This is a genomic window from Stenotrophomonas pavanii (assembly GCF_900101175.1).
GTDB classification, from domain to species: Bacteria; Pseudomonadota; Gammaproteobacteria; order Xanthomonadales; family Xanthomonadaceae; genus Stenotrophomonas; species Stenotrophomonas pavanii.
The window spans coordinates 54,602-66,648 of the sequence record NZ_FNFQ01000010.1 but is presented as its reverse complement, the minus strand read 5'-3'; the positions used below and the strand labels follow the sequence as shown (position 1 = coordinate 66,648).

The following is a 12,047-nucleotide window of genomic DNA, read 5'->3' as shown; positions in this document are numbered from 1 at the left end:
AGCTGGCCGCCTGCGTCAACCCTGCTTGCGCACCGGCGCACCGTTGGCCTTGTAGTACGGCGCGGTGCTGCGGGCCAGCGGCGTGCGGCCGCGGATCACGTCGGCCAGCTTCTCGGCCATCATGATGGTCGGCGCGTTGAGGTTGCCGGTCACCACCTGCGGCATGATCGAGGCATCGACGATACGCAGGCCTTCCAGGCCGTGCACGCGACCCTGGCCATCGACCACCGCCATCGGGTCGTCGGCATGGCCCATCTTGTTCGAGCAGGACGGGTGGTAGGCGGTCTCGGCATGCTCGCGCACGAACGCATCGATCTGTGCATCGGTCTGCAGTGCACTGCCCGGCGAGATCTCGCGGCCGCTGTACGGTGCCAGTGCCGGCTGCGCGAAGATCTCGCGGGTGATGCGGATCGCCGCGCGGAACTCGCGCCAGTCCTGCTCGTGCGACATGTAGTTGAACAGGATGCTCGGATGTTCGCGCGGGTCCTTCGAGCGCACGTGGATGCGGCCACGGCTGGGCGAGCGCATCGAGCCGACGTGCATCTGGAAGCTGTGCGCCTTGATCGGGTTGGAGCCGTTGTAATTGATCGCCACCGGCAGGAAGTGGTACTGCAGGTTCGGCCAGTCGAATTCGGCGTCGCTGCGGATGAAGCCACCGGCCTCGAACTGGTTGCTGGCGCCGATGCCGGTGCCCAGGAACAACCACTCGGCACCGATCGCCGGCTGGTTGTACAGCTTCAGCGCCGGGGCCAGCGAGACCGGCTTCTTGCACTCGTACTGCAGGTACATCTCAAGGTGGTCCTGCAGGTTGGCGCCGACGCCGGGCAGGTGGTGCACCAGGTCGATGTCGAGGCTGCGCAGCAGGTCGGCCGGGCCGACGCCCGAGCGCTGCAGGATCTGCGGCGAGGCGATGGCGCCGCCGCACAGCAGCACCTCGCGGCGGGCGGTCGCACGCTGCGGCTGGTCGTTGTGCAGCCACTGCACGCCCACCGCGCGCTTGCCCGAGAACAGGATGCGGTCGGTCAGCGCGTGGGTGACGATGGTCAGGTTCGGGCGCGGCTTGGCCAGGTCCAGGTAGCCGCGGGCGGTGCTGGAGCGACGGCCCTTCGGGGTCACCGTGCGGTCCATCGGGCCGAAGCCTTCCTGCTGGTAGCCGTTGAGATCGTCGGTGCGCGGGTAGCCGGCCTGCACGCCGGCCTCGACCATCGCAGCGAACAGTTCGTTGTTGCCGGCCTTGGGCGTGGTCACGCGCAGCGGGCCGTCACCGCCGTGGTAGTCGTTGGGGCCGATGTCACGGGTTTCGGCCTTGCGGAAGTAGGGCAGGCAGTCCAGGTAGGTCCAGTCTTCCAGGCCGGGCATGCTGGCCCAGTTGTCGTAGTCCATCGCATTGCCACGGATGTAGCACATGCCGTTGATCAGCGACGAGCCGCCCAGGCCCTTGCCGCGGCCGCAGTCCATGCGGCGGTTGTTCATGAAGGGCTCCGGATCGGTCTTGTACGCCCAGTTGTAGCGCTTGCCCTGCAGCGGGAAGGCCAGTGCGGCCGGCATCTGGGTACGGAAATCGAACCGGTAGTCCGGGCCACCGGCTTCCAGCAGCAGCACGCTGACATCGGCATCTTCGGTGAGGCGGGTGGCCAGCACGTTGCCGGCCGAACCGGCGCCGATGATGATGTAGTCGTACTCGTTATGGGTGCTCATGGGTGTCTCCTGCAGGCCGCGACGCACTGCGGGCAGGCGTCGCGGCGGAATGTCGGATCGGCGCGATGGCCGGACGAAGGGGCGTGCTGGCGGAGCGCCGGTCAGAACACGCTGGCGTAGTCGCCCAACTCGACCTGCACCGACTTGATGCGGGTGTAGTGGCCGAGGGTCGAGATGCCGTTCTCGCGGCCGACGCCGGATTCCTTGTAGCCACCGACCGGCATTTCGGCCGGCGATTCGCCCCAGGTGTTGATCCAGCAGATGCCCGCTTCCAGGCGGTGGATGATGCGGTGGGCGCGGCTGATGTCCTTGCTGACCACGCCGGCGGCCAGGCCGAAGGTGGTGTCGTTGGCGCGGCGCACCACTTCGTCTTCGTCGTCGTAGGCGAGGATGCTCATCACCGGCCCGAAGATCTCTTCCCGGACAATCGTCATGTCGTCGCGGCAATCGGAGAACACGGTCGGCAGCACGTAGGCACCGTTGGCCAGCGCGCCTTCAGTGGCACGGCCGCCGCCCACCAGCAGGCGGGCGCCCTCGGCCTTGCCGCTTTCGATGTAGCGCAGCACGTTTTCCATGTGCGGGAAGCTGGTCAGCGGGCCGAAGTTGGTCTCGGCGGCCATCGGGTCGCCGATGCGGATGCGCTTGACGCGCTCGACAACGGCGGCCTCGAACGCGGCCAGCATGGTGCGCGGCACGAACACGCGGGTGCCGTTGGTGCAGACCTGGCCGGAGCTGAAGAAGTTGGCCATCACCGCGATGTCGGCGGCGCGGTCCAGATCGGCGTCATCGCAGATCACCAGCGGCGACTTGCCGCCCAGCTCCATGGTCACTTCCTTCAGCGACGAGGACGCCGCGCTGGCCATGACCTTCTTGCCGGTGGCGACGCCGCCGGTGAAGGAGATCTTCTCGATCACCGGGTGCTCGGTCAGCCACTGGCCGATCTCGCGGCCCGGGCCCTGCACGACGTTGAACACACCGGCCGGCACGCCGGCTTCGGTGTAGATCTCGGCCAGCCGGATCGCGGTCAACGGGGTCACTTCGGACGGCTTGAACACCATCGCGTTGCCGGCGGCCAGGGCGGGGGCGGACTTCCACATGGCGATCTGGATCGGGTAGTTCCAGGCGCCGATGCCGGCCACCACACCCAGCGGTTCGCGGCGGGTGTAGAAGAAGCTCGATTCGCGCAGCGGCAGCTGGATGCCTTCGATCGCGGTGGCCAGGCCGGCGTAGTACTCGACCACGTCGGCACCGGTGACGATGTCCACCGTGGTGGTCTCGGCCAGCGCCTTGCCGGTGTCCAGCGTTTCCAGGTGGGCCAGTTCGTCGTTGCGCTCGCGCAGGATCTCGACGGCGCGGCGCAGGATGCGCGAACGCTCCATCGCGGTCATTGCCGCCCATGCCTTCTGGCCCTCGGCCGCGCTCTGCACGGCGCGCTCGACGTCGGCCTGGCTGGCAACCTGCACTTCGGCGATCACCTCACCGGTGGCCGGGTTGACGGTCTTGAAGGTCTTGCCGCTGGTGGCATCGACGCGCTGGCCGTGGATGTAGAGCTGTTGGACGGGCAGGGTGGTCATGGGGCGTACTCCTTGGAAGGGGGCGGGTGCTGAAGCGCTTATAGCGCGGCAGCCTGCAACTGGAAGTCGATGTAGCCGTAGGCGATGCGCCGGGACTTGTCGGCGTTGAACTGGCCGCCGACCAGGCTGCCGCGCAGCCACAGGCCGTCGATCATCGCGGCCAGGCCACGGGCGGCCAGGCGCGCCTGCGGATGGGGCAGCAGGCGGTTGAACTGGTGGCACAGGTTGGAGAACAGGCGCTGATCGTTGGCGCGCTGCAACCGGGCCAGTTCCGGCTGATGCATGCTGGCGGCCCAGAACGTGAGCCAGACGCGCATCGCGGTACCGTTGATCTGGCTGTCGTCGAAGTTGCCATCGACGATGGCACGCAGCTGCTCGCGGGGGTCATCGCTGGCCTCGGCGCGGTAGCGGGCGACGGCGTCCTTCAGTTCGCGCAGGATCTGCCGCATTGCAGCATTGAGCAGGCCGTCCTTGTCGCCGAAGTAGTGGGCGACGATGCCGCTGGACAGCCCTGCCTTCTTCGCGATGGTGGCGACGGTCGCGTCGGCCATGCCGATCTCGTCGATGGTCTGGAAAGTGGCCCGGATCAGCTGTTCGCGCCGTACCGGTTCCACGCCTTTCTTCGGCATTGTCTCTCCACGGTTTGCGACCCGAAGGATCGGGTTGCCGGCCATTATGCTTTTTATTGATTGAACGTTCAATCAATAAACCCTAGGATGCGCTCGCGCCCCACGCCATGGGCCCGGTTTTCCGGTCCGGCCCCGCCCATGTGCTCCCCCGGACTGATGAGACGATCCCATGTCTTCCCTGGCTCATCCCAAGCGTTCGCCCCTGCGCTTGAACCGTTTTGTCTTCCTCAGCTCATCGGTGTCGATCGGCATCCTGGGGCTGCTCACCGTTCTCTATCCCGAAGGCAGCGAGCACTGGCTGCAATGGGCGCAGGCCGAGGTCTCTGCCGCGTTCGGCTGGTGGTACATGCTGCTGATCGTGCTGTGCCTGGGTTTCGTGCTGTGGCTGGCGTTCTCGCCTTACGGCCGCATCCGCCTGGGCCACAACGAGGAATCACCGGCCTTTGGCTACGTTGCCTGGGTCTCGATGCTGTTCTCGGCCGGCATCGGCATCGCGCTGCTGTACTACGGCGCCTACGAGCCGCTGGACCATTTCCTGCACCCGCCCGGGCAGCCTGGCGGCACCGTGGCCGCCGGCCGCGAGGCGATGGTGCTGACCTTCCTGCACTGGGGCCTGCATGGCTGGGCGCTGTATGCACTGGTCGGGGTGGCGCTGGGCTACTTCGCCTACCGCCGCGACCTGCCGCTGGCGCTGCGCTCGGCGCTGTACCCGATCTTCGGTGAGCGCATCCATGGCCGCATCGGCGACATGGTCGATGGCTTCGGCATCCTGGCCACGCTGATCTCGATGGTGACCAACCTCGGCATCGGCGCGCTGGTGGTGCAGTCCGGCCTGGTCTACCTGTTCCACATCCCGGATACGCCGCAGGTGCTGGTGGCCATCGTGCTGGTGATGATGGTGGTGGCCACCATCGGCGTGGTCGCTGGCGTGGAAAAGGGCATTGCGTGGCTGTCCAACCTCAACGTGCGCCTGCTGTGCGGCCTGCTGCTGTTCGTGCTGGTCACCGGCCCGACCCTGCACCTGTTCGACGGCCTGATCCAGAACACCGGCGATTATCTCGGCGCGTTCGTGCGCAAGAGCTTCGACATGTACCTCAACGATCCCAAGGGCCGTGAATGGATCGGGTCGTGGACGCTGTTCTACTGGGCGTGGTGGATCGCCTGGGCGCCGTTCGTCGGCCTTTTCGTGGCGCGCATCTCGCGCGGCCGCACCATCCGCGAAGTGATCATGGGCGTGCTGCTGATCCCGCTCGGCTTCACCCTGGCCTGGCTGTCGATCTTCGGCAACACCGCCATCGACCTGGTGCTCAACCATGGCCAGTCGATCCTGGGCGAGGTGGCCCAGCACGATGCGGCGATGACGCTGTTCAAGCTGCTGGAGTACCTGCCCGGCGCGCCGTACGTGGCCGGTGCCGCGGTGGTGATCGGCTTCGTGCTGTTCCTGACCCCGGTCGATTCGGGCACGCTGATGATCGCCAACCTGTGCACCCGTCGCGTTGACGATGGCGTCGAAGATGGCCATGACGCGCCGATCTGGCTGCGCGTGTTCTGGGCGGCCGGCATCACCGTGGCCAGCGTCGGCCTGCTGCTGGCCGGCAATTTCAGCGCGATGCAGACGGCGGTGGTGCTGTGTGGCCTGCCGTTCTCGTTCACCCTGGCGTTCTACATGTGGGGCCTGTTGAAGGCGCTGCGCACCGACCCGGATGCGCCACGCCGGTAAGCGCTTCTGTAGAGCCGAGCGCAGGCTCGGCTCTACAGGAGGGCATCGCAAACGGAAAGGGCCGGATCCGTGCGGATCCGGCCCTTTTCGTTACTTGCTGGCCAACTGGCGCAGCACGTACTGCAGCAGGCCGCCATGACGGAAGTACTCGACTTCCTTCGGGGTCAGCAGCATCACCGAGACCTCGAAGGTCTTCTTCGTGCCGTCGGCCTTGGTCGCGGTGACCGTGGCGCGCTTGCTGGCACCGTCCTGCAGGCCGGTGATGTCGATCACTTCGGAGCCGTCCAGGCCCAGGCTCCGGGCGTTCTCGCCGTTGCGGAACTGCAGCGGCAGCACGCCCATGCCGACCAGGTTGGAGCGGTGGATGCGCTCGAAGCTCTCGGCGATGACTGCCTTCACCCCCAGCAGCAGGGTGCCCTTGGCCGCCCAGTCGCGCGACGAGCCGGTGCCGTATTCCTTGCCGGCCAGGACCACCAGCGGCACCTTGTCGGCCTTGTACTTCATGGCGGCATCGTAGATCGCCAGCTTCTCCGGCTGGCCACCACCGGCGGGGTAGTACAGGGTGTTGCCGCCTTCCTCGCCACCGAACATCAGGTTCTTGATGCGGATGTTGGCGAAGGTGCCGCGGACCATCACGTCATCGTTGCCGCGGCGGCTGCCGTAGCTGTTGAAGTCGGCCGGCTGCACGCCGCGTTCCTGCAGGAAGCGGCCCGCCGGCGAGTCCTTCTTGATGTTGCCGGCCGGGGAGATGTGGTCGGTGGTGATCGAATCGCCGAACAGGCCCATCACGCGCGCGCCGTGCACGTCGTCGATGCTGCCGGTCTGCATGGTCATGCCATCGAAGTACGGCGGGTTCTTGATGTAGGTGGACGCATCGCTCCACGCGTACAGGTTGCCGTCCGGCGAGGCGATGGTGTTCCAGCGGGTGTCACCCTTGAACACGTCGGCGTAGTTCTGCTTGAACATCTCCGGCCCGATGGTGGCAGCGATGACGTCGCCGATTTCCTTGTTGCTCGGCCAGATGTCGCGCAGGAACACCGGCTGGCCGTCGCTGCCCGTACCCAGCGGCTGGGTGGTCAGGTCGATGTCGGTGGTGCCGGCGATGGCGTAGGCCACCACCAGCGGCGGGCTGGCCAGGTAGTTCATCTTCACTTCGGGGTGCACGCGGCCCTCGAAGTTGCGGTTGCCCGACAGCACCGAGGTGACCACCAGGTCACCGGCGGCGATGCCAGCGCTGACCTCGGTCGGCAGCGGGCCGGAGTTGCCGATGCAGGTGGTGCAGCCGTAGCCGACCACGTAGAAGCCGATCTTCTCCAGCTCCTTCAGCACGCCGGCCTTTTCCAGGTAGTCGGTGACCACGCGCGAGCCCGGCCCGAGCGAGGTCTTGACCCACGGCTGGCGGTTCAGGCCCTTGGCGGCCGCATTGCGGGCCAGCAGGCCGGCGCCGATCATCACCGCCGGGTTGGAGGTGTTGGTGCACGAGGTGATGGCAGCGATGACCACCGCGCCGTCCTTCAGCCGCACCTTGCGGCCTTCGATCTCGATGTCGGCGAAGCCCTTGGCCAGCTGCTCGTTGCCGACCGCCGCGCCGCCGCCTTCATTGACGAACGAGGACACATCATCACTGCGCTTGTCGCGGTTACTGGTCATGCCGACCAGTGCTTCGCGGTAGTTCTTCTGCACGTCTTCCAGCAGCACGCGGTCCTGCGGGCGCTTCGGGCCGGCCAGCGACGGCTTCACCGTGCCCATGTCCAGTTCCAGCGTGGTGCTGTACTGGGCATGCGGGCTGCCCGGCTCATGCCAGAGGCCCTGCGCCTTGGCATAGGCCTCGACAAGGTTGATCTGCTCTTCGCTGCGGCCGGACAGGCGCAGGTAGTTCAGCGACTCGGCGTCGATCGGGAAGATGCCGCAGGTGGCGCCGTATTCCGGGGCCATGTTGCCGATGGTCGCTCGATCGGCCAGCGGCAGGTGCTGCAGGCCATCACCGTAGAACTCGACGAACTTGCCGACCACGCCGAGCTTGCGCAGCATCTGGGTGACGGTCAGCACCAGGTCGGTGGCGGTGGCGCCCTCGGGCAGCTTGCCGGTCAGCTTGAAGCCGACCACCTGCGGGATCAGCATCGACGACGGTTGGCCGAGCATGGCCGCCTCGGCCTCGATGCCGCCCACGCCCCAGCCCAGCACGCCGATGCCGTTGATCATGGTGGTGTGGCTGTCGGTGCCGAACACGGTATCCGGGTAGGCCACGGCCTTGCCATCCTTGTCCGCGGTCATCACCACGCGGGCCAGGTTTTCCAGGTTCACCTGGTGGACGATGCCGGTGTTCGGCGGCACCACCTTGAAGTTGTCGAAGGCCTTCTGGCCCCAGCGCAGGAAGCCGTAGCGTTCCTGGTTGCGCTGGAATTCGATCTTGCCGTTGAGGTCCAGCGCGTCGGGCTTGCCGAACACGTCGACCTGCACCGAGTGGTCGATGACCAGTTCGGAGGGAATCTGCGGATTGATCTGCTCCGGCTTGCCGCCGAGCTTGACGACGGCGTCGCGCATCGCGGCCAGGTCGACCACGCAGGGCACACCGGTGAAGTCCTGCAGGACCACGCGCGCGGGCATGAAGGCGATCTCGGTGTCCGGTTCGGCGGCCGGGTTCCAGCGGGCCACGGCCTCGATGTGGTCCTTGCCGACGGTGACGCCGCCATCCTCGTGCCGGAGCAGGTTCTCCAGCAGGATCTTCATCGAGTAGGGCAGGTGGGAGATATCGAAGCGCTGGCCCAGCGTGGGCAGGCTGAAGTAGTCGTAGGTCTTGCCGCCGACGTTCAGCTGGCTGCGGGTGGAGAACGAATCGCTCATGCGGGGTAACTCCTTCTTGCGGATGGCTTGCAGTGGCCCGCGCATGGGCGGGCCTGCTTGCGGTCGCCGCGGGCCTGAGGGCCCCGGTCGTCCCAGTATGAACCCCGGACTGAATGGGTTCATCCGGGCCGGGCTCCGACCTGCGGCATCGGTTCCAGACTACAGGGGGAGGTGTATGGCGTATGTCACGTTTGTGGCCGATCCTTTGCGAGGCAAGGGCTGGCGGGGCGCCGGTCCTGTTCAGGGTGGAAGTATGCCCGGGGAAGTATGTATAATTTGTGCATACTCTGGAGGGCCTACCGATGGAAGCCACTGTTGCAGAACGCGGACAGATCACCCTGCCCAAGGCGGTGCGTGATGCCCTCGGCCTGACCAAGGGCACGCTGCTGAAGGTCGAGCTGGACGGCAGTCGCATCATCCTGCGCAAGAGTGTTGACGATGCCATTTCACGGGCGCGCGGCAAGTTCGCCCTGGACGGCTTCGAGTCGTCCGATGCGGCGGTGCGCGCGGTGCGCGACGAGGAATAAGCCGTGATGATCGCCGTCGATTCACCGGTACTGGTCGAGCTGCTCAGCAATGGCCCGCAGGCCGATGCCGTGGAAGCCATCCTCCGGCAGAGCCTGGTCGGCGGCCGCGTGGTGGTCTGCGGCGCGACCCTGGCCGAAGTCTGCGCATCGCTGCGCGGCGGTGCCGAGGTGCTCGAAGCGCTGGAAGAAATGGGCGTGCACTTCAACCCGATGGAAGCCAAGTCGGCACTGCGCGCCGGCGAGATGCACCGCCGTCATCGCCAGCGCGGCGGTAGCCGCCGCAGCCTGGATGAATTCATGGTCGGCGCCCACGCACTGCTGCAGTGCGATGGCCTGATCACCTGGAACGACACGTTTTACCGCGACTACTTCAAGGGCCTGAAGCTGATCGTGCCGCACGCCTGAGCCCACTTTTGATTTTTCAACCTACGCATTACCCGGGAGTTGTCATGTTGGAAGCCTACCGCCACCACGTCGCCGAGCGCGCTGCGCTTGGCATCCCGCCGCTGCCGCTGAGCGCGCAGCAGACGGCCGATGTCATCGAACTGCTGAAGAACCCGCCGCAGGGCGAGGCCGAGTTCCTTCTCGACCTGCTGACCCACCGCGTGCCGGCCGGCGTCGATGACGCGGCCAAGGTCAAGGCGTCGTACCTGGCGGCGATCGCCCTGGGCAGCGAGCAGAACCCGCTGATCAGCCGTGAGCGCGCCACCGAACTGCTGGGCACCATGCTCGGCGGCTACAACGTGGCCCCGCTGGTGCAGCTGCTGGACGACGCCAGCGTCGGCACCATCGCCGCCAACGGCCTGAAGAAGACCCTGCTGGTGTTCGATGCGTTCCATGACGTGCAGGAAAAGGCCAAGGCGGGCAATGCCAACGCCCAGGCCGTGCTGCAGAGCTGGGCCGATGCCGAGTGGTTCACCAGCAATCCGGAAGTGCCGCAGAGCCTGACCGTCACCGTGTTCAAGGTGCCGGGCGAAACCAACACCGACGACCTGTCGCCGGCACCGGACGCGACCACCCGCCCGGACATTCCGATGCACGCCCTGGCGATGCTGAAGAACAAGCGCGACGATGCGCCGTTCACCCCGGAAGAAGACGGCAAGCGCGGCCCGATCCAGCAGATCCTGTCGCTGAAGGAAAAGGGCCACCTGGTTGCCTACGTCGGCGACGTGGTCGGCACCGGTTCCTCGCGCAAGTCGGCCACCAACAGCGTGCTGTGGTGGACCGGTGATGACATTCCGTTCATCCCGAACAAGCGCGCCGGTGGCGTCTGCCTGGGCGGCAAGATCGCACCGATCTTCTACAACACCATGGAAGATGCCGGCGCGCTGCCGATCGAGCTGGACGTATCGAAGATGGAGCACGGCGACGTCATCGAGCTGCGCCCGTACGAAGGCAAGGCGCTGAAGAACGGCGAAGTGATCGCCGAGTTCCAGGTCAAGTCCGACGTGCTGTTCGATGAAGTGCGTGCCGGCGGCCGCATTCCGCTGATCATCGGCCGTGGCCTGACCGGCAAGGCGCGCGAAGCGCTGGGCCTGGCCCCGACCGACCTGTTCCGCCTGCCGGTGCAGCCGGCCGATACCGGCAAGGGCTTCTCGCTAGCGCAGAAGATGGTCGGCCGCGCCTGTGGCCTGCCGGAAGGCCAGGGCATGCGCCCGGGCACCTACTGCGAACCGAAGATGACCTCGGTCGGCTCGCAGGACACCACCGGCCCGATGACCCGCGACGAGCTGAAGGACCTGGCGTGCCTGGGCTTCTCGGCCGACCTGGTGATGCAGTCGTTCTGCCACACCGCCGCTTACCCGAAGCCGGTGGACGTGAAGACCCACCACACCCTGCCGGAGTTCATCTCCACCCGTGGCGGCGTTTCGCTGCGCCCGGGCGACGGCGTGATCCACAGCTGGCTCAACCGCATGCTGCTGCCGGACACCGTGGGTACCGGCGGTGACTCGCACACCCGTTTCCCGGTGGGCATTTCGTTCCCGGCCGGTTCGGGCCTGGTCGCCTTCGCCGCAGCCACCGGCGTGATGCCGCTGGACATGCCGGAGTCGGTGCTGGTGCGCTTCAAGGGCAAGATGCAGCCGGGCGTGACCCTGCGTGACCTGGTCAACGCGATCCCGCTGTACGCGATCAAGTCCGGCCTGCTGACCGTGGCCAAGGCTGGCAAGAAGAACATCTTCTCCGGCCGCATCCTGGAAATCGAAGGCCTGCCGGAGCTGAAGGTCGAACAGGCGTTCGAACTGTCCGACGCCTCGGCCGAGCGTTCGGCCGCCGGCTGCTCGGTACGCCTGAACAAGGAACCGATCATCGAGTACCTGACCAGCAACATCACCCTGCTGAAGTGGATGATTGCCGAGGGTTACCAGGATCCGCGTTCGCTGCAGCGTCGCATCGAGAAGATGGAAGCCTGGCTGGCCAACCCGCAGCTGCTGGAGCCGGATGCCGACGCCGAGTACGCCGCCGTCATCGAGATCGACCTGGCCGACATCCACGAGCCGATCGTGGCCTGCCCGAACGACCCGGACGACGTGAAGACCCTGTCCGAAGTGGCCGGGGCCAAGATCGACGAAGTGTTCATCGGTTCGTGCATGACCAACATCGGTCACTTCCGCGCCGCGGCCAAGCTGCTGGAAGGCAAGCGTGACCTGCCGACCCGCCTGTGGGTGGCCCCGCCGACCAAGATGGACGCCTCGGAGCTGACCAAGGAAGGCGTGTACGGCACCTTCGGCGCCACCGGCGCGCGCATGGAAATGCCGGGCTGCTCGCTGTGCATGGGCAACCAGGCGCAGATCCGTGAAGGCTCCACTGCGATGTCGACCTCGACCCGCAACTTCCCGAACCGCCTGGGCCGCAACACCAACGTGTACCTGGGTTCGGCGGAACTGGCGGCGATCTGCTCGCGCCTGGGCCGCATCCCGACCAAGGAGGAGTACATGGCCGATGTGGGCGTGATCGCCGCCAGCGGCGCGGAGATCTACCGCTACATGAACTTCGACCAGATCGAGGAATACCAGGACGTGGCCAAGACGGTCGCTGCCTGATGCGGTAGTGCCGG

At 66.5% G+C, this 12,047-nt stretch carries 8 protein-coding genes; 4 read left to right on the top strand and 4 right to left on the bottom strand.

The annotated features are described in order from the left end of the window. Positions 1-15 precede the first annotated feature (15 nt). The 3 genes from betA to betI form a co-directional block, all read right to left on the bottom strand. A complete protein-coding gene (gene betA / locus BLS66_RS16120; protein ID WP_021202070.1) occupies positions 16-1,698 on the bottom strand; it encodes a choline dehydrogenase in 1,683 nt (560 codons plus the stop codon). Positions 1,699-1,799: 101 nt separating this feature from the next. Beyond that, entirely contained in the window at positions 1,800-3,272 is a 1,473-nt protein-coding gene (betB, locus tag BLS66_RS16115; RefSeq protein ID WP_057495112.1) for a betaine-aldehyde dehydrogenase, read from the bottom strand. 38 nt (positions 3,273-3,310) lie between these two features. Continuing rightward, positions 3,311-3,901: a transcriptional regulator BetI gene (gene betI, locus BLS66_RS16110; protein WP_014647011.1), complete on the bottom strand. Its 591-nt coding sequence runs from the start codon at positions 3,899-3,901 to the stop codon at positions 3,311-3,313. 169 nt (positions 3,902-4,070) lie between these two features. On the opposite strand from betI, the gene BLS66_RS16105 reads away from it, so the two are divergent. Continuing rightward, on the top strand, positions 4,071-5,621 hold the full coding sequence (locus BLS66_RS16105) for a BCCT family transporter (RefSeq protein WP_074726313.1): 1,551 nt from the start codon (positions 4,071-4,073) through the stop codon (positions 5,619-5,621). A 90-nt stretch (positions 5,622-5,711) separates the two neighbouring features. Here the strand turns inward: BLS66_RS16105 and acnA are convergent, their stop codons facing one another. Continuing rightward, positions 5,712-8,465 (bottom strand): aconitate hydratase AcnA, encoded by a 2,754-nt coding sequence (gene acnA, locus BLS66_RS16100; RefSeq protein ID WP_074726312.1) that lies wholly within the window; start codon positions 8,463-8,465, stop codon positions 5,712-5,714. Positions 8,466-8,767: 302 nt separating this feature from the next. Between acnA and BLS66_RS16095 the strand changes: the two genes are divergently transcribed. Genes BLS66_RS16095 through acnB form a run of 3 tightly spaced genes read left to right on the top strand, consistent with a single transcriptional unit; the run spans position 8,768 to position 12,033 of the window. Continuing rightward, positions 8,768-8,992, top strand: coding sequence for an AbrB/MazE/SpoVT family DNA-binding domain-containing protein (locus BLS66_RS16095; protein ID WP_005409505.1), 225 nt, complete (start codon positions 8,768-8,770; stop codon positions 8,990-8,992). 6 nt (positions 8,993-8,998) lie between these two features. Then, positions 8,999-9,397, top strand: coding sequence for a type II toxin-antitoxin system VapC family toxin (locus BLS66_RS16090; protein ID WP_005416402.1), 399 nt, complete (start codon positions 8,999-9,001; stop codon positions 9,395-9,397). A 44-nt stretch (positions 9,398-9,441) separates the two neighbouring features. Next, positions 9,442-12,033, top strand: coding sequence for a bifunctional aconitate hydratase 2/2-methylisocitrate dehydratase (acnB, locus tag BLS66_RS16085; RefSeq protein ID WP_049407406.1), 2,592 nt, complete (start codon positions 9,442-9,444; stop codon positions 12,031-12,033). The last annotated feature ends 14 nt before the right edge of the window (positions 12,034-12,047 follow it).